The 23,231-nt window shown below is 69.6% G+C and carries 20 protein-coding genes; 6 read left to right on the top strand and 14 right to left on the bottom strand.

What is annotated here, in order from left to right; genetic code table 11:
- Positions 1-187: 187 nt before the first annotated feature.
- Positions 188-2,311 (top strand): MMPL family transporter, encoded by a 2,124-nt coding sequence (locus BLV31_RS09570; RefSeq protein WP_006550094.1) that lies wholly within the window; start codon positions 188-190, stop codon positions 2,309-2,311.
- 55 nt (positions 2,312-2,366) lie between these two features.
- On the opposite strand, the gene BLV31_RS09565 is transcribed toward BLV31_RS09570, so the two are convergent.
- Both BLV31_RS09565 and BLV31_RS09560 read right to left on the bottom strand, forming a co-directional pair.
- On the bottom strand, positions 2,367-3,245 hold the full coding sequence (locus BLV31_RS09565) for a ferredoxin family protein (protein WP_064060909.1): 879 nt from the start codon (positions 3,243-3,245) through the stop codon (positions 2,367-2,369).
- A 55-nt stretch (positions 3,246-3,300) separates the two neighbouring features.
- The gene (locus BLV31_RS09560; protein ID WP_064060910.1) at positions 3,301-3,825 is read right to left on the bottom strand and encodes a hypothetical protein; all 525 of its coding nucleotides are present in this window, start codon (positions 3,823-3,825) and stop codon (positions 3,301-3,303) included.
- Between the two features lie 50 nt (positions 3,826-3,875).
- On the opposite strand from BLV31_RS09560, the gene BLV31_RS09555 reads away from it, so the two are divergent.
- The gene (locus BLV31_RS09555; RefSeq protein ID WP_019288569.1) at positions 3,876-4,982 is read left to right on the top strand and encodes an alcohol dehydrogenase catalytic domain-containing protein; all 1,107 of its coding nucleotides are present in this window, start codon (positions 3,876-3,878) and stop codon (positions 4,980-4,982) included.
- 76 nt (positions 4,983-5,058) lie between these two features.
- Here the strand turns inward: BLV31_RS09555 and BLV31_RS09550 are convergent, their stop codons facing one another.
- The 4 genes from BLV31_RS09550 to imuA' are packed head-to-tail and all read right to left on the bottom strand — an operon-like array spanning position 5,059 to position 9,127.
- Entirely contained in the window at positions 5,059-5,973 is a 915-nt protein-coding gene (locus BLV31_RS09550; RefSeq protein WP_064060911.1) for an exodeoxyribonuclease III, read from the bottom strand.
- 11 nt (positions 5,974-5,984) lie between these two features.
- Entirely contained in the window at positions 5,985-6,773 is a 789-nt protein-coding gene (locus tag BLV31_RS09545) for an alpha/beta fold hydrolase (RefSeq protein WP_006550089.1), read from the bottom strand.
- Between the two features lie 15 nt (positions 6,774-6,788).
- On the bottom strand, positions 6,789-8,369 hold the full coding sequence (locus BLV31_RS09540; RefSeq protein ID WP_064060912.1) for a DNA polymerase Y family protein: 1,581 nt from the start codon (positions 8,367-8,369) through the stop codon (positions 6,789-6,791).
- Positions 8,366-9,127, bottom strand: coding sequence for a DnaE2-dependent mutagenesis accessory factor ImuA' (gene imuA', locus BLV31_RS09535; RefSeq protein ID WP_033097055.1), 762 nt, complete (start codon positions 9,125-9,127; stop codon positions 8,366-8,368). Before imuA' ends, BLV31_RS09540 begins: the two co-directional genes overlap by 4 nt.
- 274 nt (positions 9,128-9,401) lie before the next feature.
- On the opposite strand from imuA', the gene BLV31_RS09530 reads away from it, so the two are divergent.
- Complete coding sequence (locus BLV31_RS09530) at positions 9,402-10,550, top strand: serine/threonine-protein kinase (RefSeq protein WP_019288573.1); 1,149 nt, start codon at positions 9,402-9,404, stop codon at positions 10,548-10,550.
- Between the two features lie 94 nt (positions 10,551-10,644).
- On the opposite strand, the gene BLV31_RS09525 is transcribed toward BLV31_RS09530, so the two are convergent.
- Both BLV31_RS09525 and BLV31_RS09520 read right to left on the bottom strand, forming a co-directional pair.
- The gene (locus tag BLV31_RS09525) at positions 10,645-11,331 is read right to left on the bottom strand and encodes a response regulator (RefSeq protein ID WP_006550085.1); all 687 of its coding nucleotides are present in this window, start codon (positions 11,329-11,331) and stop codon (positions 10,645-10,647) included.
- On the bottom strand, positions 11,328-12,650 hold the full coding sequence (locus BLV31_RS09520; protein ID WP_231414021.1) for an ATP-binding protein: 1,323 nt from the start codon (positions 12,648-12,650) through the stop codon (positions 11,328-11,330). The genes BLV31_RS09525 and BLV31_RS09520 overlap by 4 nt, the downstream gene beginning before the upstream one ends.
- Before the next feature lie 97 nt (positions 12,651-12,747).
- Here BLV31_RS09520 and BLV31_RS09515 point away from each other — a divergent pair, with 97 nt between their 5' ends.
- Together BLV31_RS09515 and BLV31_RS09510 are read left to right on the top strand one after the other, a co-directional pair.
- Positions 12,748-14,241, top strand: coding sequence for a PspC domain-containing protein (locus tag BLV31_RS09515; protein ID WP_064060913.1), 1,494 nt, complete (start codon positions 12,748-12,750; stop codon positions 14,239-14,241).
- Positions 14,234-14,467: a hypothetical protein gene (locus BLV31_RS09510; protein WP_006550082.1), complete on the top strand. Its 234-nt coding sequence runs from the start codon at positions 14,234-14,236 to the stop codon at positions 14,465-14,467. Before BLV31_RS09515 ends, BLV31_RS09510 begins: the two co-directional genes overlap by 8 nt.
- A 77-nt stretch (positions 14,468-14,544) precedes the next feature.
- On the opposite strand, the gene guaA is transcribed toward BLV31_RS09510, so the two are convergent.
- The 4 genes from guaA to guaB all read right to left on the bottom strand — a co-directional run bounded on the left by guaA (position 14,545) and on the right by guaB (position 20,822).
- Positions 14,545-16,119, bottom strand: a complete 1,575-nt coding sequence (gene guaA, locus BLV31_RS09505) for a glutamine-hydrolyzing GMP synthase (protein ID WP_024101587.1) — start codon at positions 16,117-16,119, stop codon at positions 14,545-14,547.
- 67 nt (positions 16,120-16,186) lie between these two features.
- Complete coding sequence (locus BLV31_RS09500) at positions 16,187-17,911, bottom strand: GMC oxidoreductase (protein ID WP_064060914.1); 1,725 nt, start codon at positions 17,909-17,911, stop codon at positions 16,187-16,189.
- Between the two features lie 182 nt (positions 17,912-18,093).
- Positions 18,094-19,227, bottom strand: coding sequence for a GuaB3 family IMP dehydrogenase-related protein (locus BLV31_RS09495; RefSeq protein WP_006550079.1), 1,134 nt, complete (start codon positions 19,225-19,227; stop codon positions 18,094-18,096).
- 71 nt (positions 19,228-19,298) lie between these two features.
- A complete protein-coding gene (gene guaB, locus BLV31_RS09490; RefSeq protein WP_033097050.1) occupies positions 19,299-20,822 on the bottom strand; it encodes an IMP dehydrogenase in 1,524 nt (507 codons plus the stop codon).
- Positions 20,823-21,081: 259 nt separating this feature from the next.
- Between guaB and BLV31_RS09485 the strand changes: the two genes are divergently transcribed.
- Positions 21,082-21,492: a DUF5319 domain-containing protein gene (locus tag BLV31_RS09485; protein ID WP_006550077.1), complete on the top strand. Its 411-nt coding sequence runs from the start codon at positions 21,082-21,084 to the stop codon at positions 21,490-21,492.
- Between the two features lie 95 nt (positions 21,493-21,587).
- Here BLV31_RS09485 and BLV31_RS09480 read toward each other — a convergent pair whose 3' ends face one another.
- Positions 21,588-22,658: an anti-sigma-D factor RsdA gene (locus BLV31_RS09480; protein WP_019288579.1), complete on the bottom strand. Its 1,071-nt coding sequence runs from the start codon at positions 22,656-22,658 to the stop codon at positions 21,588-21,590.
- Complete coding sequence (locus BLV31_RS09475) at positions 22,651-23,229, bottom strand: sigma-70 family RNA polymerase sigma factor (protein ID WP_019288580.1); 579 nt, start codon at positions 23,227-23,229, stop codon at positions 22,651-22,653. The genes BLV31_RS09480 and BLV31_RS09475 overlap by 8 nt, the downstream gene beginning before the upstream one ends.
- Positions 23,230-23,231 lie beyond the last annotated feature (2 nt).

Raw genomic sequence — 23,231 nt, 5'->3', positions numbered from 1 at the left:
CCGCCTTCGTGGAATACCGTCCGGCTGGAGCCACGTTGCGCAACGTGCCGTGAGGCATCCGGCGCGTCGGTCCACCTTCTTCCTCCCCTGATCTCGCGGCCGTTCCGGCCGAGCAGGGTGAAGCCCTCCCACTCCACGCCAGTACAGTTGCCGATCGTCACAATCGTCAGCGGAACCGGGAGTGGGCATGAGTCGCTGGGCCGAGATCGTCGTCACCAGGAGCCGATGGGTACTGGCGATCGTGCTGCTCGTCGTGCTCTTCGCCGGCGCCTGGGGCGTCGGGATCTTCGGCAAGCTGACCGGCACGGGCTACTACGACCCGAACAGCGAGGCCGTCGAGGTCGAGCAGATCATCTACGAGAACTTCGGGTCGCAGGCCGCGGACATCATCGCGCTCTACACCGCACCCGAGGGACGCACGGTCGACGACATCCGTCCCGACATCGAAAGAACCCTCGCCGAGTTCCAGGACGCCGTCCCCGCCGAGTCGATCCAGACCTACTGGACCGCTCCGCCGCCGATGAACCAGCTGCTGCTGTCGACCGACCAACGCAGCGTGGCTGCCTCGATCACGCTCGGCGCGAACTCCGGGCTCACGGCCGCGAGCTTCCCCGAAGCCCTCGACCTGCTCGAGGTGCCCGGCGTGGAATCGCAGTTCGCCGGCAACACCGTGGTCGCGATCGAGTTCACCGACACCCTGGAGAGCGATCTCGTCCGGTCCGAGCTCATCGCGGTGCCCATCACGCTGGTGCTGCTGGTGTTCATCTTCGGCGGGGTGATCGCCGCCGCGGTCCCGGTCTTCGTGGGTGTGCTCGCGATCTTCTCGTCCCTCGCCACCCTGCGCCTGCTGTCGAATTTCACCGAGGTGTCGTCGTACGCGCTGAACATCACGTCGCTGATCGGTCTGGGCCTGGCGATCGACTACGGCCTGTTCATCGTCAGCCGCTACCGCGAGGAACTCGCGGCCGGTTCGGACGTCACCTCGGCGGTCAAGCGGACGATGTCCACCGCCGGTCACACCGTGATGTTCTCCGCTGCCCTGCTGATCTGCGCGTTCGCGGGCATGCTCGTCTTCCCGCAGACGGTACTGCGGTCGCTCGGCCTCGGTGCCATGGCCGCCGTCCTCGGTGCCGCCGTCCTGTCGCTGACCGCGGTTCCCGCCCTGCTGACGATGCTCGGCCACCGCATCAACGCGTGGACCTGGGACCGTGAGACCTCCACCCGCGCCGAAGCGCGGGCACGTCGTTTCTGGGGTGGGGTCGTCCGCAAGGTCGTGCGCCGTCCCGCCCTGATCGCGGTGGTGATCACCGGCGGTCTCCTCGTACTCGCGTCGCCCCTGTTCGAAGCACGGTTCGGGGAGATCGAATACACCGCCCTGCCCGAGGACAGCCAGGCCCGCGCAGCCACCCAGACCTTGCTCGACGAGTTCCCGAGCACCGGCAACGGCGCCACGCTCGTCCTGCGTGGTGAGAACGGACAGGCCCCGGACAGCACTGCCGTGCGCACGGTGTCCACCGAGGTCGCCAAGGTCGACGGCATCTCGCAGACCGTCATCGTCGGGCAGGAGTCCGACGTGGTGGTCCTGCAAGGCCTCTACGCTCAGGGCGTGGACGGCACCGCACGGGCGAGCGAGATCACCGGCGAACTGCGCGCCCTGGACGTGCCGGACGGCACCGACCTGCTCGTCGGCGGCGGCCGGGCTCTCGTCGACGACGCCAACCAAGCCGTCTCGGATTCGCTCCCCTGGATGATCACGATCATGGTGCTCTCGACCCTGGTGCTGCTGTTCCTGGCATTCGGGTCGGTGGCACTGCCGATCAAGGCGGTGCTCATGGCGGCACTGAGCCTCGCCGCGACCTTCGGCGTGCTGACCTGGGTGTTCCAGCTGGGCCACGGTGCTTCATGGCTGCACGTCGTTCCCGCGGCGATGGAGCCGACCTTCGTCGTCCTCATCCTCGCCGTGGTGTTCGGCCTGTCGACCGACTACGAGGTGTTCCTCATGTCGCGCATGATGGAGGCCCGCGCGGCCGGAGCGACGACGGTAGAAGCCGTCGAGTACGGCATTGCCCGCACCGGACGTGTCGTCACCGCCGCTGCACTGCTGCTGATCGTGGTCACCGGGGCCTTCACCATCTCCGGCCTGTCGATCATGCGGTTCCTCGGCGTCGGCATGATCGTCGCGCTGATCATCGACGCAACAATCGTGCGCATGCTGCTCGTGCCGTCACTGGTCAAGCTCATGGGCGAGGCCAACTGGTGGGCACCGGCGTGGATGAAGCGCGTGCACGCGAAGGTCGGACTGGGTCACTAGACCGCAGAGCGGCGGGATCACTAGACCGCAGAGCGGCCGGGTGGTCGGGGTGTCGCTACAGCGGCGTGATCGTCGTCGCGACGACGGGACGCGCCGGCTTGGCCGCGGCACCGCAGCTCGCCGGCCGGGCCGGTAGTTCCGAGGTCTCCACCCCGACCTGCCATGCCCGGCCGTCGCGATGACGCACGATCGGCTCGTCCCCGTCCTCGACCGTCACGGCGTCGATCGCGAACTCGTCGATCGCCTCGCGCACCGCGATCTCGGCGGCCTGCCCGGCCGCACCCCAGGTGCTGCGACCCCGCAGACCGGCCGCGTGGACCTTGCCCTTCCCGGCGTCGCGGACGGCGGCGAGACTGTCGTCCTCGTCGAGCCGCCCGTAGGTGTAACCGGTGGGCAGCATGATCATCGACGGCGCGAAACGGTGTCCGCCGGTGTGCGAGCACTCCCACACGTCCTGCCCGAACTCGGCGGTCAGAGCGGCCGCGATCGGGCGCCCCAGCACAGCGCAGCACCGGTCCCGCTTTCCGTGAGCGCACACCAGGGCGATCGGGTCCTGCACGGCCGTGCCGAAACCGGGGGCCGGACCTGCGACCACACGGGGGACGATGTCGAGCAGCTCCGCCGGCTCGGTGATCTCGAGCCGCTCGCACCAGGTGTTCTCCGGTTCGGTGCGGGCCAGCAGGACGGTCCGGGTCTCCCGCACCACGTCGCGGCCGGGTCTCCGGATGAACAGGATCCGCACGTCCGCGGCCTTCGCCCGGGCGGACAATTCGTCCGACAACTCGGCGCCGAGGGCGGTGCCGTCGAGCACGTCGCGGCCCCAGCCCGTCGGCACCTCGAGGCACACGTAGCCGGGCGCGGTGGCCGCCGTACCGGGCAGCGGCTCGTCGAGCGCGGACAGTGCGGAACAGGTGGGGGCGGAGATGGTGGTCACGCGGACATTGTGGCCCGGACACCCTCGTGATGGCCCGGCACCCCGCGGTGACCGGTCAGCCGCGGCGAAGAACCCGCTGTGCCGCACCGCCCCACATCCGCAGGAATCCCTGCGACAGGTACGCGAAACTGCCCAGCGCCAGCACCCACTTGGTGACGCTGACGGTCGAGGCAGCCCGGACCGTCCGATCGTCGATCCGGGTGCGGTGATCCAGCAGGTACAGGCCGACGGCGTTCTCGACGTAGTCCCCCGCCGCGGCGACGACGGGCGCCGCCATCAGGATCCGACGCGTGCTCGGCGACAGCGGGCGGTGTTCGTCGAGCGATCGTGCACCGGCCCGCAATGCGATCGCGAAGGTCGCCGGATGGACCATGTCCCAGTAGTAGTGCTGCCGGTAGCGCTCGATCTCCTCAGGACCGAGATTGTCGAGGATCTTTCGGTACTTCGCGGCCGAGAAGGTGGTCTGGAGGGTGCCCACCGTCGGGGCCGTGGAGCCGAGAACCCGACCGATGTTCGCCTGGGACACGAGGAAGACTGCGGTAGCACCGATGAGGAAGCGGTCGGCCCGGGTGAGTGTCATGCTCGTGATGCTAGAGGCGGAGAATCCGCGACTCTACGGAAGGGAGACTCGTGCAGATCACCGGAGCAGTCCTGGAGGAGATCGGACGTCGACGGCGGTACGAGGAGTCCACCCCGCTCAGCGTGGACCTTCTCGAACTCGACCCACCGGGCCCGGGTGAGGCGCTGGTCGAGATCGAATGCGCCGGTGTGTGCCACTCCGATCTGTCCGTCGTCGACGGCAACCGGCCTCGTCCGGTTCCCATGCTGCTCGGGCACGAAGCGGCCGGACGCATCGTCGAACTCGGCGACGACACCACGGGATTCTCCGTCGGCGAGCGGGTCGTCATGACCTTCATGCCCCGCTGCGGTGAGTGCGAGGGCTGCGCGAGCAACGGCATCCGCCCCTGCATCCCGGGATCGGCCGCGAACGCGGCGGGAACCCTGCTGTCGGGCGCCCGGCGGCTGCACCGCGACGGGAACGACGTCCACCACCATCTGGGAGCATCGGCCTTCGCGACCCACGCCGTCGTCGACACGCGGTCGCTCGTCGGTGTCGGCGACGACGTCCCCGCCGAGGTCGCCGCGCTGATGGGTTGCGCCGTGCTGACCGGTGGCGGGGCGGTCGTCAATACTGCTCGTCCTCAGGCCGGGGACACGCTGGTCGTCGTCGGTCTCGGCGGAGTGGGGATGGCCGCGCTGCTCGTGGCGCTGGCCCACGACGACGTCACCGTGATCGCCGTCGACACCTCCCCGGACAAGCGCGATACGGCCCGGTCGCTGGGAGCCGAACGCGTCCTCTCACCGGACGAGGCCGTCGAACAGGGCGTGAAGGCGCGGCTGGTCATCGAGGCCGCGGGGAGCGTGCCCGCGCTCGCCACGGCGGTCGCGCTCACCGGACCGGGAGGCACTACGATCACTGTCGGCCTGCCCGCCCCCGACGCCCGGCTCGAGATCTCGCCCACCGCTCTCGTCGGCGAGGGCCGCTCACTGGTGGGCAGCTACCTCGGATCCGCCGTCCCGGCCCGCGACATCCCCCGCTTCGTGGACATGTGGCGCGAGGGGCGACTGCCGGTCGAGCGACTCGTCACCGACCGTCTGCCGCTGGGTCGGATCAACGAGGCGATGGACGCCCTGGCCGACGGAACCGCCCTCCGTCAGATCCTCACCATGGACTGACCACGAGCCCTACATATCAAGCTCAGACGTCGTAGTCCACGACAGTCACTCAGATGTCGTAGTCCACGACAGTCACTCAGATGTCGTAGTCCACGACGACCGGCGCGTGATCGCTGATCCTCCGGTCCGGCGCCGGATCGCGGTCGGTCCCTGCGGAGATCGCGGTCCGGGCCAGTCGCGGCGTGGCGAGGTGGTAGTCGATCCGCCACCCGGAATCGGAGGCGAACGACTCCCCCAGCCACGACCACCACGAGTAGGGACCGTCGACCTCGGGATGATTCCGGCGGACGACGTCGACGAGCGTGCGCGGCGACAACAGTGAATCGAACCAGGCGCGTTCCTCGGGCAGGAAGCCCTCGGCCTGCCCGCGACGCCGCCAGTTGCGCACGTCGTAGCGCGTGTGGGCGACGTTGAAATCACCCATGATCAGGAACTCCCGCCCCTGGGCGCGCGCCGCGAGTCGGCTACGGGTCAGCTGCCGGGCGAAGGCCGACAGGAACCGCATCTTGCGTTGGTAGCGCATCCCACCGTCCGGTTCGTCGCGCATGCGCCCGGGCTTCTGGAGGTGCGCCGGGAGCCCGCCCTTCGGCAGGTACAGCGACGCCACGGTGATCGGTGCGTCGGCGAGATCCACCTCGACGTACCGCCCCTCGTGGGCGAATTCGGACAGTCCGCGTGCCAGCGCTCCCCGATCGAACTCGATCCGGTCGACGTGTTCCTCACCGGGAAGTCGCAGCAGTGCGGTGCCGCTCCAGGTGCGCACGGCGGCAGGTTCGTGCAGGGTCAGGATTCCGACGCCGTTGCGGCCGGGAAGGGTGCCCTCGTCGTAGGCGAGGTGGTACTTGCCGAAGACTCCCTGCGGGATCGCAGCCGCCGGAGCGCGTACCTCCTGCAGGGCCACCACGTCGGGGTTGCGCTCACGCAACCAGTCCTCGAATCCGCGGCGCTGTGCGGCGCGGATTCCGTTGATGTTGAAGGTCGCGATGCGCACGATCGTCCAGTCTAGGCAACCGTTCGATCCGTGAGGAACGGGACGACGGCCGCTGCGAAATCGCGGGCACGGTCGCGGTGGATGCTGTGCCCGCAGCCGATCTCCCGCACTGAGGCCGAAGGCAGCGCGTCGACTGCCGCCGTCAGCAGGCGCGGGTCGACCATGCTGCCGCGGCGCGCTCCGCGCAACAGCAGGGTCGGAGCGTCGAGGGACGGAAGATGCTTCCACCACACCGGATTCGGCGTGTGGAACTGGGCGACGACCGACGGCGTCATCGAGCGGTCGAAGGCGGTGACCGCGCGCGGGTTGAGCGCCATGCTGGTCGCGGCGTGCCACAACTCCGCGGGAGTCGGGCGGTGGGCCGGCACCTCCGGAACCGGATCCCCCTCCCGCAACGGCAGAGGTGTCTCCTCGAGGACAAGTCGCCGGACGAGGCCGGGATTCTGTTGCGCGACCAGCGATCCCACATGACCGCCGAGCGAGTGCCCGACGAGATCGACGGCCTCGACACCCAGGTGGGCGCACAGGCCGGCGACGTCGGCGGCGAACTCGTCGAAACGGTACGAGGGGGCCCGGCCGCTGCGTCCGTGCCCGCGCAGGTCGACGGTGATCACCCGTCGGCCCGCCTTCACCAGGTTTCCGGCGAACCGGGTCCATGTGCGCCCGTCACCCCCCATCCCGTGCACAAGCAGTACGGGCACGGAACGGGCGGCGGACCCCGCGGATTCGCGGGACGCAGCGTATTCGCGATACGCCAGGGCGACCCCGTTCGGCGCGACGGTGAGGACCGGAGATCTCATGATGCTCGAGCCTACTCAGTCGTAGACGCCCTCCACCCGCCAGCCGTCGGCACCGAAGAACACCAGCAGGGCCCGTGATTCCTCGAGCAGCACCTGCAGACGGGCGGCGCACCGGGCGGCGGCCGGATCCCACCAGTACTCGTCCACCGGCCACGGACCGGCCCATCCGATCACCGTCCAGCTGCGACTTCCCCATCGCAGCCGAGCAGGTGCCCCGCTGAGCAGTCCGCGCTCGGTCACCGAGACCGGATTCCCCACGTCGTCGTCCAGCCGGATCGCGGGAGGTGTGTGCAACACCAGCGCGGGAGCCGGGGGCGGGAGCCGGCCCGGCCACGGTGCGTCCGGGTCGGAGTGCGGTATCGCCTCGTCGCCGACGGGCACGAGGACGATCCGTTCGGTGGGTCCCCGGCCGCCGCCGAGCACTCCGATCCGGACGGCGTCCCCACCGAGCAGGCCCTGCACTCGGACGAGCGCCCGACGTGCGCGTTCGTCCTCGTCGCCGACACCGCCCCAGAGCCCGAGCTGCAGCGCGCCGGCGGCCACGACCTCGACCGGTTCGAGACGTAGCAGCACGATTCCCGCCGTGGGCCGGTTCGTGTTGCGGCCGGTGAGCCATCCGTCGAGCTGCCATCGCACACGATCGGCCGTACCCTCGGGGGTGAGCGGCTCGGCGCAGCGCCAGGTGCGCGCGAGTTCCTCCCCGGCCCCGGTGCGTGCCGTCACGAGCAGTCGCGTGCATGCGACTCCCGCTGCCGCGAGCCTGGTGTGGAGCAGTTCGGCCAGTGCGCGACCGGCGAAGGCCGCGGCGTCGACCCGCTCCACCGGCGGGTCGCAGGGCTGCTCGACCGTCAGGTCCGGAGGGATCGGCCGCCCCGACGGGGGACGTTCCGGCAGGCCCCGTGCGCTCCGGTGCGCAGCGACGACGTCCGCGTCGAAGCGTGACGCAACATCGATCGGGGACAACGCGGCGAACGCTCCGATGGTGCGGATACCGAGACGGCGCAACAGATCCACCGTGTCGGCCCGCCGAGGAGCCGCCAGCGCCGGTTCCACCGCGAGATACGAGACCGGCAGCGGCGCCAGGAACTCGGCGCCCCTCCCCGTCGGGACCAGCGCGTTCCGGCGCGCGGCGAGGACCGCTGTGGACAACTCGTCGGCGACACCGACCTGGCATTCCACGCCGGTCGCCGCGACCGCGTCGATCAGGGCCTCCGCGGCGGCCTCCTCCGAACCGAACCACCGGACTGCACCGCGCGCGGCGAGGACCACCAGCCCCGGGCGCAGCACCTCCACGCCCGGGGCCACCGCATCGATTGCGGCCACCACCGCCTCGAACGTCCGCGCTTCCAGGTCGGGATCCGAGCGGGCCACATGCAGTTCCGGGCAGCGTGCCTGCGCCTCACGTCGTCTCAGGCCGCGCCGGACACCCGCGGCCCGCGCCGAGGCCGAGCAGGCGACGACACGATTCGCCGAGACCACCGCCACCGGGACGGTCGCGGGCAACTCCGCGGCGGTGGCGGCGGCGACGGCGGGCCAGTCGGGGCACCAGAGGGCCACGACCCGCGCGGGCGCCCGTCGAGAGGACGAGTCGTTCACCGGACCGCTTTACGGAAATGCCCGTCCTCCAGCCGATTTCGCTCCTCACTCACCCATTCGACGGCACTGCGGCCGGCGCACACCTCCACGCGGGTGGCGCGCGGAGGAAACGCACGCCCGTGCGCCCGGACCGACAAGCGGGTCGCGCACAGCCGGTCCCGGCCGGGACCGTCCACACCCCGATAACCGTCGACCCGCGCCTCCAGTCGCACGTGTGCACCCTCCCAGCGACCGTCCGTGACCACGAGGACGGACTGCTTGCTCCGCGCCCGGGCGGCGACCGCACGAGCGCGGGACGGCGGCACCGATGCCCCACCGAGCCCCAACACCACCAGGTCGATCCCGTCGAGCAGCACCGCGGCGATCTCCACGGGATCCGGTCCGGGATCGGGGATCACAGCCAACCGGTGCAGACGGGCTCCCATCTCCGCGGCGGCGAGCAGACCCAGCCGGCGCTGACCGATCACGGCGGCGTATCCGCCCGAGGCAGTCACGGACGCGAGCATCCCGAGGAGAAGGGAGGTGGCCCCCGAGACCGAGACGACGCTGCCACGCACCAATCCGCCCTGGGGCAACAGTTCCGCGAGCGGAGCCGGGACGGGCAGGATGCGGTCGGAGGGGGCCTCGACCCGGCCTCGCGCGACGGACTGGACCTCGCCCCGCGCCGGCACTGCCGCGATCCGACGTCGCAACGCTTCGATCCGCTCCGCGCGACCCGCTTCCTCGTCGTCCACCGGAAATTCGGCCACCTCGCCCACTGTCACCCCTGTCATCCGCCTGCCGCCTGACACACACGACCGGCCGACCACGGGGAAGTCGTGGCCCGGCTCGCACTTTATTCGAACATACTTTCGATCCCCATCAAGTAGAACCGACCCGAATCCTTCCCGTCAAGCCGGGAGCACCGCCCCCGACGGTGACTACAGTGCAGCTCACACGTTTTTCGGCCGGGGCGAACACCTCCGATCGACTACTCTCGATCGAGTGGCGGAGCAGGCATGGGCAGGACGGGCCGTAGGACCGGATCACTTGGTGGCCGGTCGATATCGGCTCGACTCCAAGCTCGGCGGTGGCGGCATGGGTGCCGTCTGGCTCGCCCGCGACAACCGTCTGGGCCGCGACGTCGCCGTCAAGCAGGTGATCTCCACCGCAGACCTCGATCCCGACGAGGCCGAGGATCTTCGCCGCCGCGCGCTCCGAGAGGGCCGGGCCGCCGCCCAACTCGCCCACGAGCACGCCATCTCGATGTACGACATGGCTCTGCACTACGGCGAACCGTGGCTCGTCATGGAGCACTTGCCGTCCCGCAGCCTGGCGCAGGTGATGAACGTCGTCGACACTCTCCCGCCGTACGTGGTGGCGCAGATCGGCGCGAACGTCGCCGACGCCCTCACCGCCGCGCACGCCGCCGGGATCGTCCACCGCGACGTCAAGCCCGGCAACATCCTCATCGCTGAACGCGGCCGCGACGCCGGCATCGTGAAGATCAGCGACTTCGGCATCGCTCGCGCGAAGGGCGACAACGACCCCGACGGCGTGATCATCGGCACCCCCGCCTATTTCGCACCCGAGGTCGCGCGCGGCAACGATCCCACCGAGGCCAGCGACGTCTTCTCGCTCGGCGCCACCCTCTACACCGCGGTGGAGGGGCAACCGCCCTTCGGCTTCGAGACCGACTCGATCGCGTTGCTGCACCGGGTCGCGCGGGCGGAGATCATCATGCCCACGCACACCGGTCCGCTCACCGAGCCCCTGCTCGAGATGCTCCAGCCCGATCCGGCGCGACGCCCGACGATGGCGCAGGCGCGCGATCTCCTCGCCCGCGTGGTCCTCGGACCGAGCGGATCGGCGGCGGCCCTGCGCGGCCGTCCCATCCAGAACGAGGACGGCACGATCCCGTCGTGGGCACAGCGTTCCGCGCACTTCGCCGAACCCGCACGCCCCCGTGGTTCCTTCGTCGACCGCCCCCTCGGTGCCGCGACGCAGGCCACCGGTGGTCCGAAGAAGTCGGCGAAGGGTTTCGCCCCGGCGGATCTGCTCGACCGCCTGCTCCCGAAGGGCCCCGTGCCCGACAACCCGCAGGACCGCATCGTCGCCTATGCACCCCTGGCGATGGCGGCGATGATCGCGGTGATCCTGGTGGCGTTGCTCGTCGCCGTCATCATCGCGCTGGTCGTCTGATCTGCGCCGGCTGCGCAGTCCTCGTCGATGATTTCGCTCGCGAGCGACGAGAACTGCACGCCGCCGGCATCGGCACGACGAGCACCGGTCACGCTCAGTCGATGCGGCGGCGGTGTGCCCAACGGGTCAGCGCGTTGCGGTTCGACTGCTGCGTCTTGCGCAACACGTTCGACGCGTGCGTCTCGACGGTCTTCACCGAGATCACGAGTTCCTCGGCGATCTCACGGTAGGTGTAGCCGCGAGCGAGCAGGCGCAGCACCTCGAGTTCCCGCGGCGTCAGCGAGTCGAGCTCGGGATCGAGGGGCGGTTCCGGCGCGGCCGACCGGCCGGTGAACGAGTCGAGCACGAAACCGGCCAGACGCGGACTGAACACGGCGTCTCCCCCTGCGACCCGCCGGACGGCGTCGGCCAGATCCGGACCGGAAATCGTCTTCGTCACGTACCCGCGGGCGCCGGCGCGGATGACGGCAATGACGTCCTCGGCCGCGTCGGACACGCTGAGCGCCAGGCAGACCGGCCCGTCCGGGATCCGCTGGAGGACGGCGACGCCGCCGCCGTCGGGCATGTGGACGTCGAGGAGCACGACATCCGGCTTGGTCGCCTCGATCCCGGCGACGGCCTCGGCGACTCCCCCGGCCTCGCCGACGATCTCCATGTCGGCCTCGCGCCCCAGTTCGGCGCGCACTCCGGAGCGGAAGACCGCATGGTCGTCCACCAGGAAGACACGATAGGGACGGTTGTTCTCGGTGGCATCGGACGATGTCGCCGGAATCGAAGTCACTGTGTCTGCTCCTCGGGGTGGGGGTCGTTCACCCCCCACTCTAAGGTCGACTCGGTGTCCTGTTCGCGTTCGGTCTCCGTCCGGCCGGCGCGCGGTGCATGGATGCGCACCTCGGTTCCCTTTCCGGGACTCGACTTCACGACCGTCCGGCCGCCGCGACGTTCGATGCGCGCCCGGATCGACTTGGCCAGACCCTGCCGATCGGCCGGCACCTCGTCGGGATCGAATCCGACGCCGCGATCGCGCACGAACACGCTCACCTGATGCGGTTCCACCTCCGCGAAGAGGTCGACGCTGTCCACCCCGGCGTGCTTGGCGGCGTTGACGAGAGCCTCGCGGGTCGCGCCGAGCACGGCGGTCGCGGCCTCGGGGGTCAGATCGCTGTCATCCGGCGCGACGTCACCGACGATGACGGGTTGAACGGACAGACCGTACTGGTCCTCCACCTCACCCGCGATGGTGCGCAGCGTCTCGGCGAGCGAGGTGCTCGGCGTCTCGTCCCCACCGAACAGCCAGCGGCGCAGTTCGCGTTCCTGGCTGCGCGCCAGTCGCACGACCTCTTGCTGGTCGCCGGCCTGCTTCTGGATGAGCGCGAGGGTCTGGAGTACCGAGTCGTGCAGGTGCGACGCGATCTCCTCGCGCTCCTCGTTGCGCACCCGGGCGGCACGCTCGGTCTCGAGGGCACGCCACATCCGGATCCACAGCGGCACCGACAGCAGGGCGGCACCGACCAGCGTGACCACCACGGCGACCAGCGACGAGCGCAGCGCCGCGACGTCGACCTGCGCGATGACCATCACTCCGAGTCCGGTGACGACGAGGGTCAGGCCGCCGAGTACGCGGGCCCATGTGAGGACCGTCGGATGTGCGGGCAGACCGAGTACCGATCGGGGGCCTTCGACGTCGAATTCACGCCATACGAGCGCCGCACCGACGACCACCACGACGATCGGCAGCACCACCCCGGCGGCACCACCACTGAACAGCCACGAAAGACCCACCGCCAGGCCGATACCCATGAAGGCGAGGCCGATGGCTCGGCGCCGTTCGGGGCCGGTGGGGCGATCGGTGTCGGAGCCCGGGGGCACGAACATCCACAGCAAGCCGTAGGCCGCGATCCCGAACCCGCCGAGGGCGGCGAGCACTGTGAACGCGACCCGCACCTTGGTGGCGTCGATGCCGAGATGGTCGGCGACACCGCCGGCCACACCGCCCACGATGCGACCGCCCACCCGTCGTTCGAGGCGGGGAACGGTCACGGGTAATCCAGGTACCGGTTGCACACCTCGATACTGGCACGGAGATCGCCGGCCCGGCATCGGGGACGAACCCTGATGTCCGGGTTCCGATCGGGCCCTCGGAAATCAGGGTTGGTCCCTGATGTGCCGCGCGCGGAAGCCCAGCAGGATGGGTGCCATGGACACGAGGAGCTTTCAGGACCAGGTGGCGGACATGTGGCGGACCCGTCCCGTGCGTCTGCCGAAGGAGGGGCACATCGCGGGTGTGTGCTCGGGTATCGGAGTGCGCTACGGCGTCGATCCCGTGCTGATCCGTGTCGTCTTCGTCGCGTCGGCGCTGTTCGGCGGTGGCGGTCTCGTCCTCTATCTGGCCGCCTGGCTGATGTTCCCCCGTCACGGCGACCAGGTCTCCTCGCTCGAATCGCTCGTCGGGCGGGGTGCGAGCTCGGACTCGACCACCAAGGTCGTCGTACTCCTCGTGGCCCTGGCGATCGCGGCGGGTGCCATCGGTCCGGTGGGTGCGGGTTCGGGCGGTTCCGGATTCATCGGAACGCTCCTGCTGCTCGGCGGTTGGTGGCTGCTCTATCAGCGGCGTCCCGAACCGCCGGTGCTGCCGGCGCCCGAGGGAACCTCCTTCCCCACCCAGGCGGCCTTTCCTCAGCCTCCGGTGACGAACGCGTACTGCTCCCCGTGGGGCGCACACACCGGTGCATGGCACATGCAGGCGGGTCCGGCGGCCACGACGACACCGGGCGGAGAGGCAGCCGGCACAAAGACAACCAGCACAGCGGCAACCCCGCCTGCGCAGACCACCGACGCGACGGAGGTCCTGAGCACCACCGACGCCTCGGACACCCCTGCTTCGGGCACCGATTCCACAGCGCCCACCGAGGCGACTGAGAGGAAGACGTCCCCGATGCCCGACCTACGCAAGGACACCGACCGCAAGGACACCGACGTTCCGCTCCCGGATGTCGACGCGCTCTCCCCCCACCGTTCGGCACCGCCGGCATGGGATCCCCTCGGGGTCGCCCCGTTCGCATGGGATCTGCCCGAACCGGCACCGAAGCACGAACCTGCAATCGTCACGAATCGACGCTCGCGCCTGACCACCACGGTCCTCGGTCTGGCCGTCATCGCCGCTGCCGTGACCGGCGCGCTCGGTGCCGCCGCCGACCTGGCCTGGGTGACCCCCGCCCGGGTGGGTGCCGCGGCCCTCGCGGTCGTCGGTCTGGGCCTGCTGATCGGCGCGTTCCTGCACCGCGGGCACGGACTGCTCGTCGTCACCGGCCCCCTCCTCGGATTCGTCGTCCTCGCCTCGATCGCCGGCCCGGTCGACACCTCCAACTGGGGCGACCGGACCTGGGCTCCGACCAGTACCGATCAGCTCGAGTCCGAATACAGCTTCCAGTTCGGGGCGATGACCCTCGATCTGCGGGGACTCGAACTCACCGAGGACCGCACGGTGCAGGTCGACGGCCGGTTCGGCAACGTCGAGGTGCTGTTGCCGGAGAACCTGGACGTCCGCGCCGACTGCACGGTCGGTCCCGGTGAGATCAAGGGATGCCCCGCCCCCGGCATCGACGGTGGTGCCGACGGAGTCGACGACGGGCCGGTCCTGGACCTGAACGCGAACATGGAATTCGGATCTCTGGAGGTGCGTCGTGGCTGATCACGAAACCGGAACACACACCGAGGATCGGACCGAGCGCACCCGCAAGGGACCGTCGCTCCTGCTCCTGCTCGCCGCACTGGCAGCGCTGGTCGTGAGCGGATGGGCCATGATCGGGCCGTTCTCCGTCGAGTTCCTCGCCGCCGTCGACCTCGGATGGGTCCTGGTGGGCGCGGCCCTGCTGATCGGAGCGGTGCTGGTCTTCCTCCCCAACCGCCGGAGATAACCACCCCCACCTACGCGACGTCCCCCGGACCTGACCGGTCCGGGGGACGTCGTCTCACCGCTTACGGCGAGCGGAAATCACTCCCACTCGATCGTTCCCGGGGGCTTGCTCGTCACGTCGAGCACCACTCGGTTGACCTCCGCCACCTCGTTGGTGATACGAGTGGAGATCCGCTCGAGGGTCTCGTAGGGCAGGCGCGTCCAGTCGGCGGTCATCGCGTCCTCGCTGGAGACCGGACGCAGCACGATCGGGTGTCCGTAGGTGCGGCCGTCGCCCTGCACGCCCACGCTGCGGACGTCGGCGAGCAGCACGACCGGGCACTGCCAGATCTGTCCGTCGAGGCCGGCGGAGGTGAGTTCCTCGCGGGCGATCGAGTCGGCGCGGCGCAGGATCTCGAGGCGTTCGCGGGTGACCTCACCGATGATGCGGATGCCGAGGCCGGGGCCGGGGAACGGCTGGCGGCCGACGATCTCCTCGGGCAGACCGAGCTGACGTCCGACCGCGCGCACCTCGTCCTTGAACAGCAGGCGCAGCGGCTCGACGAGCTCGAACTCGAGGTCCTCGGGAAGTCCACCGACGTTGTGGTGGCTCTTGATGTTCGCGGTGCCGGAACCGCCGCCGGACTCCACGACGTCCGGGTACAGGGTGCCCTGCACGAGGAACTTCACGGTCTCGCCCTTGTCGGCACCCTCGCCGAGCACCTCGGAGACCGCGCCCTCGAAGGAACGGATGAACTCGCGGCCGATGATCTTGCGCTTGGTCTCGGGGTCGGTGACGCCGGCGAGCTCGCGCAGGAAGGTCTCGGACGCGTCGACGGTGACCAGACGGGCACCCGTCGCGGCGACGAAGTCCTTCTCGACCTGCTGCCGTTCGCCCTCGCGCATGAGGCCGTGGTCGACGAACACACAGGTCAGGCGGTCGCCGATGGCGCGCTGCACCAGCGCGGCCGCCACGGCGGAGTCGACGCCGCCGGACAGGCCGCAGATGGCACGACCGTCGCCGATCTGCTCGCGGACCTGCTCGACGAGCGCGTCGGCGATGTTCGCTGCAGTCCAGTCGCCCGGAATTCCGGCGATGTCGTGCAGGAACCGGCTCAGCACCTGCTGGCCGTGGGGCGAGTGCAGCACCTCGGGGTGGTACTGGACACCGGCGAGGCGACGGGCGCGGTCCTCGAACGCCGCGACCGGGGCACCGGCGCTGGTCGCCGTGACCTCGAAGCCCTCGGGGGCCTCGGTGACGCCGTCGCCGTGGCTCATCCAGACGGGCTGCGTCTCGGGCAGACCGTCGTGCAGCACACCTCCGGAGACCGACAGCTCGGTGCGGCCGTACTCGCGCGAGCCGGTGTGCGCGACCGTGCCGCCGAGCGCCTGCGCCATCGCCTGGAAGCCGTAGCAGATGCCGAAGACGGGGACGTCGAGATCGAACAGCGTGGGATCGAGACGCGGTGCGCCCTCCTCGTACACGCTGGCGGGGCCACCGGACAGCACCACCGCGCGCGGGTTCTTCGCCGCGATCTCCTCGACACCGGCCGTGTGGGGCACGACCTCCGAGTAGACGTTGGCCTCACGAACGCGCCGAGCGATCAGCTGCGCGTACTGAGCTCCGAAATCGACGACGACGACCGGTCTGGACTGCTGGCTTTGCGACGACACCCGAACAGTCTAAGCGGCCGCGCCGGGTGTTCCCGACGCGGCCGCTCATCCGATCACTTCCGGGTCGCTACGCGACGCCGCTGTGCTTGACCTCGACGACCGGCAGTCGCAACGCACCAGGTGCGTCGACGGGCACCACGGGGTTCTTCGGTTCGATCGGCGCGATACGACGGTAGGGCTGTCCCTGCTCGGGACGCTGGTCGTCCTCACCCTTGTTGGGCCACAACGACGCAGCGCGTTCAGCCTGCGCCGCGATGGTGAGCGAGGGGTTCACACCGAGGTTCGCGGAGACCGCGGCGCCGTCGACGACGCTCAGCGTCGGGTAGCCGTGGACGCGGTGGTACGGATCGATGACCCCGTGGTCGCGATCGGATCCGATCACGGCGCCACCGAGGAAGTGTGCGGTGAGCGGAATGTTGAAGATCTCACCCCACGTGCCGCCCGCGACACCGTCGATCTTCTCGGCGATGCGGCGCGTGGCCTCGTTGCCGGCCGGGATCCAGGTGGGATTCGGCTGCCCGTGGCCCTGTTTGCTCGTGACCCTGCGGCGGCCCAACACACCCTTGGTCGTGTAGGTGGTGATGGAGTTGTCGAGGTTCTGCATCACCAGCGCGATGATGGTGCGCTCGCTCCACCGGTGCACCGAGAGCATCCGCAGCATCTTCACGGGGTTCCGCACGACCTGCCCGAGGAACTTCACCCAGCGCGGGGTGCGTCCGTCGCCGTCGGTCATGAGGGTCTGCAGCAAGCCCATCGCGTTCGATCCCTTGCCGTACCGCACGGGTTCGATGTGCGTGTCGGGGGTGGGGTGGAACGACGACGTGATCGCGACGCCCTCGGTGAGCTTCAGATCGGGATCGATCCGCATCTTCCCGGCGCCGACGATCGATTCGGAGTTGGTGCGGGTCAGTTCGCCGACCTTGTCGGACAGTTCGGGCAGCGCACCGGTGTCCTTGAGGTGGTGCAGCAGGTGCTGCGTGCCCCACGTTCCGGCGGCAAGGACGACGTGCGCGGCCGTGTAGGTGCGCCGCCGCTTGCGGACCCACGCGCCGGTGCGTTCGGTGATCACGTCCCAGGTGCCGTCGGCGGCCTGACGGAGATCGGTGACGGTGGTCAGCGGGACGATCTCGGCTCCCGCCCGCTCGGCGAGACCCAGATAGTTCTTCACGAGGGTGTTCTTGGCACCGTGGCGGCATCCCGTCATGCACTCACCGCACTCGATGCAGCCGGTGCGGTCGGGACCCACGCCACCGAAGTAGGGATCGGCGACCGTGCGGCCGGGTTCGCCGAAGAACACGCCCACGGGCGTCTGGATGAAGGTCTCGCCGACGCCCATGTCGTCGGCCACCGACTTGATCACCTTGTCGGCGTCGGTCATCCGGCCGTACTGCACCACGCCGAGCATCCGCTTCGCCTGGTCGTAGTACGGGCTCAGTTCGTCCTGCCAGTCGGTGATGTGCGCCCACTGGCGGTCCTCGAAGAACGGCGCCGGAGGCTTGTACAGGGTGTTCGCGTAGTTCAGCGACCCGCCGCCCACGCCGGCACCGGCGAGGATCAGGCAGTCGCGCAGCAGGTGCACGCGCTGAATGCCGAAGCAGCCGAGCTTGGGCGCCCACAGGAAGCGGCGCAGGTCCCAGCTGGTCTTCGCGAAGTCGGCGTCGGCGTAGCGGCGACCGGCCTCGAGAACGCCGACCTTGTAGCCCTTCTCCACGAGGCGCAACGCCGTGACGCTCCCACCGAAACCCGATCCGACGATCAGGACGTCGTAGTCCGTGACCCGTTGCTTACCCATGGAACCTCCAGCGGCGAGAGTTGTTACCGGCAAGTATGCACTTCGGCGGTGTGACTACAGGCACAGCCCCAACTCTACCCGTTACGTGGAGTTGCACGAAAACGAAGTGTGAGAAAAATCGATGGCCGGTCACCGCGTCCTGCGACGCTGTGACCGGCCATCGGGATGTACCGGGAAGGTCCTTATCCGCGGACCGACAGACCGACCTTCTGGAATTCCTTCAGATCGGAGTATCCGGCCTTCGCCATCGATCGACGCAGGCCGCCCACAAGATTGAGCGAACCGGAGGGGTCATCGGACGGGCCGAACAGCACCCGGCCGAGGCCCGGTCGCCCGTCCTCGGCGACCCGGACCGCAGCGCCGCGCGGCATCGACGGATGCCCGGCCACGGACGGCCAGTACCAGCCCTTACCCGCGGCCTCCTCGGCGAGAGCCAGGGGCGCGCCGAGCACCACCGCGTCGGCGCCGCACGCGATCGCCTTCGCGAGGTCGCCGGCGTTCTCGATGTCGCCGTCGGCGAGCACGTGGACGTAACGGCCCCCGGTCTCGTCGAGGTAGTCGCGCCGGGCCGCAGCGGCGTCGGCGATGGCCGTGGCCATCGGGATGCCGATACCGAGCGAGGAGGACGTGGTGGTCGCCTGCTTCGTGGAGCCGAAGCCGACGATGACACCGGCCGCACCCGTGCGCATCAGATGCAGCGCGGTGCGGTGGTCGCTGACACCACCGGCGATGACCGGCACGTCGAGCTCCGAGATGAACGTCTTGAGGTTCAGCGGCTCGTCCTCACCGTGGGCCACATGCTCGGCCGAGATGATGGTGCCCTGGACGACGAGGAGATCGATGCCCGCCTTCACGAGCTCGGGCGTGAGGGCGCGCGCATTCTGCGGGCTGACGCGGACCGCGGTGGTCACCCCGGCATCCCGCACCTGCGCGACGGCCGCGGCCAGCAGATCGCCCTGCAGCGGAGCCATGTGCAGTTCCTGCAGGTAACGGACGGCTGCGCGCGGATCCGTGCTCGCGATCTCCGCGAGACGGGTGACGACGGCGTCGACATCGGCATGACGACCCCACAGGCCCTCGCCGTTGATGACACCGAGACCGCCGGCCTTGCCCAGCTCGATCGCGAAGGTGGGCGACACCAGCGCGTCGGTGGGGTGCGCCAGCACCGGGATGTCGAAACGGTAGGCGTCGATCTGCCAGGCCGTCGACACCTCCTTCGACGACCGCGTCCGGCGCGACGGGACGATGTCGACGTCGCCCAGCTCGTACGTACGTCGGGCCGTGCGACCCATGCCGATTTCAACGAGGTCGCGCACGCGCGCCCCTTTCTCCTCTTGGACGATGCTCCCGTCCTAATCGGAACGGGACCCTGCTGCGAACGCGAAAACTACCGGACCACGTAGTTCGGTGCCTCGGCAGTGATCGTGATGTCGTGCGGGTGGCTCTCCTTGAGGCCGGCGGCGGTGATCTGCACGAACTGCGCCTCCTGCAGTTGCTCGATCGTCGTCGCGCCGGCGTAACCCATCGCTGCGCGCAGGCCACCGATGAGCTGGTGCGTGACCTGCTGCAGCGGGCCGCGGAACGGCACGCGTCCCTCGATGCCCTCGGGCACGAGCTTGTCCTCGGAGAGCACGTCGTCCTGGAAGTAGCGGTCCTTCGAGTACGACTTGGCCTCGCCGCGGCTCTGCATCGCGCCCAGCGAGCCCATGCCGCGGTAGCTCTTGAACTGCTTGCCGTTCACCAGGATCAGCTCACCCGGGGACTCCGTGGTGCCGGCGAGCAGCGAACCGAGCATCGCGGTGGACGCACCGGCCGCCAGAGCCTTGGCGACGTCGCCGGAGAACTGCATACCGCCGTCGGCGATGACCGGCACGCCGTGGGCGCGCGCCACCGTGGACGCCTCGAGGATCGCCGTGATCTGCGGCGCGCCGACACCCGCGACGACACGCGTGGTGCAGATCGAGCCGGGGCCGATACCGACCTTGACCGCGTCGACGCCGGCGTTGATGAGCGCCTCGGTGCCCTCGCGGGTCGCGACGTTGCCGCCGATGATCTGCACGCGGTCGCCGACCTCGCTCTTGAGCTTCGAGATCATCGACAGCACGTTGGCCGAGTGGCCGTGGGCGCTGTCGACGACGAGAACGTCGGCTCCGGCATCGACCAGCGTCATGGCGCGGGTCCAGGAGTCGTCGCCGACGCCCACGGCGGCACCGACGAGCAGACGGCCGTCGCGGTCCTTCGTGGCGTTGGGGTGCTGCTCGGTCTTGACGAAGTCCTTGACGGTGATCAGGCCGGTGAGCTTGCCCTGACCGTCGACGATCGGCAGCTTCTCGATCTTGTGGCGACGCAGGAGACCGAGCGCGGCCTCAGCGGTGACGCCTTCGCGGGCCGTGACCAGCGGAGCCTTCGTCATGACCTCGGCGACCGGGCGGTTCTGGTCGACCTCGAAGCGCATGTCGCGGTTGGTGATGATGCCGACGAGCTGACCCTCGTCGTCGGTGACCGGCAGACCCGAGATGCGGAATCGCGCGCACTTCGCGTCGACCTCGGCCAGCGTGTCGGTCGGCTTGCAGGTGACGGGATCGGTGACCATGCCGGCCTCCGACCGCTTGACGGTCTCGACCTGCGCGGCCTGCACCTCGGTAGGCATGTTGCGGTGCAGCACGCCCATACCACCGGCCCGGGCCATCGCGATGGCCATGCGGGACTCGGTGACGGTGTCCATCGCGGAGCTGACCAGCGGGATCCGCAGGCGGATCTCGCGGGTGAGCTGACTCGACGTGTCGACCTGACTCGGAACGACGTCGGAAGCCGCGGGAAGCAGCAGCACGTCGTCGAAGGTCAGACCCAGCATTGCGACCTTGTTCGGGTCGTCACCGCCGGTGTGCACGCGCCCTCCGGTACTACTCATGCGGTTCGGACCCTCCGTGACAGTCGATGGGAGCGGACGGCAGAACCGTCCGACAGCAGGAATGAATGAAGGCTGTGCGCGCTCGTCGCACCGACGGGCGGTTGGAGAGCGGCACGCACCCCTTCATGTTATCTGTTCGGGGAACAAGCTCGGCTCCCACCCTGTTCCCCGATGTTCGTCACATCACCCCGTGTGATTTCACGGCGTGTCCCCTGGCGACCGCTGGCGCAGACCCCCTCGGTCTGCGTACCGTGGAGTCGTGCGTGATCAGTTGCCTCCCGGACTCCCACCGGACCCGTTCGCAGGAGACCCCGACGATCCGTCCGCAGCACTGGACGCGATCGAGCCGGGCCAGCCCCTGGATCCTGCGGAGCGGCTCGCGGTGGAAGAGGACCTCGCAGACCTGGCCGTCTACGAGGCGCTGTTGGCTCCCCGCGGCGTCCGCGGACTCGTGGTGTGCTGCGAGGACTGCCACCAGGACCACTACCACGACTGGGACATGCTGCGGGCGAACCTGCTGCAGCTGCTCGTCGACGGCACCGTCAGACCGCACGAGCCCGCCTTCGATCCGTCCCCCGACGCCTACGTCACCTGGGACTACTGCCGCGGCTACGCGGACGCGTCCATGAACGAGGCTCTTCCCGTCGACCCCTACGGTCTGGATTCCTGACCGACTGTTCCCCACGCGGACCACGCATCACGTCACTTCCACGAACGACCCGGGCCCGACAGCACATGCTGCCGGGCCCGGGTCGTTCTGTACTTCTAGCCGCCTTCCGAAGTGGTCACGGACCCCGGAGCGAAATCTGCTCCCGGTCCGTCCTGCGTCGACCGCGGCGACGATGCCGTCGTCGTCGGAGCGGGAGTCGGGGAAGAAGCCGATGTCGACGGAGGAGCCTCGCTGGGCACCGACGGACCCGGCGTGCTCGACGGGGGCGGTGGCGCGGTCTGCGACGGCGTCGTGGTGTTCGAAACCGGAGGCGGCGGCGCTTGCAGGATGGTCGGATCCACCGTCGTGGAAGTGGGCGGCACGGTCGTGCCGGTTTCCGCACCGGTCGTCGGGGCAGGCTGCTGCCCATCCGTGCCGGGCGTCGTGACCGGCGGGGGCACGACGGCACCGGGAACCACCGGCACCTCGGGTGCCACCGGCGCTGCCGGCGGCGGAGGCACCTGCGGCACCAACCGGCCGAGTTCCTCGGCGAGGCGTTGCACCCAGTCGCCGAGCGCATCGCGCTCCTCCGCGTCCCGGACGTCGCCCGAACGGGACTCCGCGGACGTCAGCAACTCGCGTGCTTCCTCCGTGTTGCCCTCGGCGATGAGTTGTTCGGCACGCTCCAGGGTCGATGTGGTGTCGATCCGGGCCTCGGTGGATTGCGCCTGCTCACTGAACACGACCTGCTTGACGCCCCACAACGGGTCGCCGGGCTCGGCGCCGTAGGACACGGCGGTCGCGCTGCCGACGGCGATGGCGACGAGCGCTGCTGCACCTGCGAGCGGACGGAGCAACCGGAGTTGCCCCTTCGATCGCGGGCGCAGAGGGGTGACCTCCGGGGCCCGAGCGAGCGTTTCCCGTGTTCCCAGTTCCCGGTGGACGGCGGCGACCACTTCGTCGAGGTCGGGGCCGGCGGGCATCGGTTCGGCGAGGATCTCTGCACGCCAGTCGGCGAGCAGAGTGGCGAGTTCGTACTCCTCGTTGTCCTTCGTCTCGACGAGCCCGTTACCGGAGATCGCATCGATCAGCGCGTCGTCACGACGCACGGCGGCGAGGTCCACGGAGGTTTCGTCGTCGGGAAACTCGTCGTCGAAGCCGTCGCCCGAGAAACGCCCCCTACCCATTCCGCTCACCTGCTCTCGTGACTTCCTTCTTGAGTCTCGCGATGGCCCGGTGCTGGGCCACCCTGATCGCTCCTGCAGTACTACCCACTGCTGCGGCCGTCTCCTCGGCCGACAATCCCATGACGAGACGGAGGATGAGGATCTCGCGCTGCTTCTCCGGGAGGATGCCCAGCAGCTGCTTCATCTGCCGGCCCGCCTCGGAGTTGATCGCGTATTCCTCGGGGCTGTCGTCGAGCGACATCACCTCCGGCACATCCGCCACGGGTTCCGCGCGGTTGCGCGCCGCACTGCGGTGCGCGTCGGCGACCTTGTGAGCAGCGATCCCGTACACGAACGCCATGAAGGGGCGGCCTTGGTCCTGATATCTCGGCAAAGCGGTCATCACGGCCAGGCACACCTCCTGTGCAACGTCGTCTGCAGAGAGCTGGCCGCGCTCTGCAGATCCGACCCGTGCGCGGCAGTACCGCACGACGAGGGGCCGGACACTTGCAAGAACCTGAGCGAGAGCCGCCCGGTCGCCTTGCGCAGCCGCAGCAACCGCGGAGTCCAACTCCTCACCCATAACAGTCATCG

This window comes from Rhodococcus pyridinivorans, from assembly GCF_900105195.1.
GTDB lineage: Bacteria > Actinomycetota > Actinomycetes > Mycobacteriales > Mycobacteriaceae > Rhodococcus > Rhodococcus pyridinivorans.
The sequence above is the reverse complement of the archived record's forward strand: the minus strand, read 5'-3'. Positions and strand labels throughout refer to the sequence as shown.

Bases quoted from the DNA above. Each gene is read 5' to 3' on its own strand.
- BLV31_RS09570 (WP_006550094.1), top strand. From the start codon at position 188: ATGAGTCGCTGGGCCGAGATCGTCGTCACCAGGAGCCGATGGGTACTG.
- BLV31_RS09560 (WP_064060910.1), bottom strand. From the start codon at position 3,825: ATGACACTCACCCGGGCCGACCGCTTCCTCATCGGTGCTACCGCAGTC.
- BLV31_RS09545 (WP_006550089.1), bottom strand. From the start codon at position 6,773: ATGAGATCTCCGGTCCTCACCGTCGCGCCGAACGGGGTCGCCCTGGCG.
- BLV31_RS09520 (WP_231414021.1), bottom strand. From the start codon at position 12,650: ATGCCGGGCCGGCGATCTCCGTGCCAGTATCGAGGTGTGCAACCGGTA.
- BLV31_RS09515 (WP_064060913.1), top strand. From the start codon at position 12,748: ATGGACACGAGGAGCTTTCAGGACCAGGTGGCGGACATGTGGCGGACC.
- BLV31_RS09500 (WP_064060914.1), bottom strand. From the start codon at position 17,911: ATGGGTAAGCAACGGGTCACGGACTACGACGTCCTGATCGTCGGATCG.
- guaB (WP_033097050.1), bottom strand. From the start codon at position 20,822: ATGAGTAGTACCGGAGGGCGCGTGCACACCGGCGGTGACGACCCGAAC.
- BLV31_RS09480 (WP_019288579.1), bottom strand. From the start codon at position 22,658: ATGGGTAGGGGGCGTTTCTCGGGCGACGGCTTCGACGACGAGTTTCCC.
- BLV31_RS09475 (WP_019288580.1), bottom strand. From the start codon at position 23,229: ATGACTGTTATGGGTGAGGAGTTGGACTCCGCGGTTGCTGCGGCTGCG.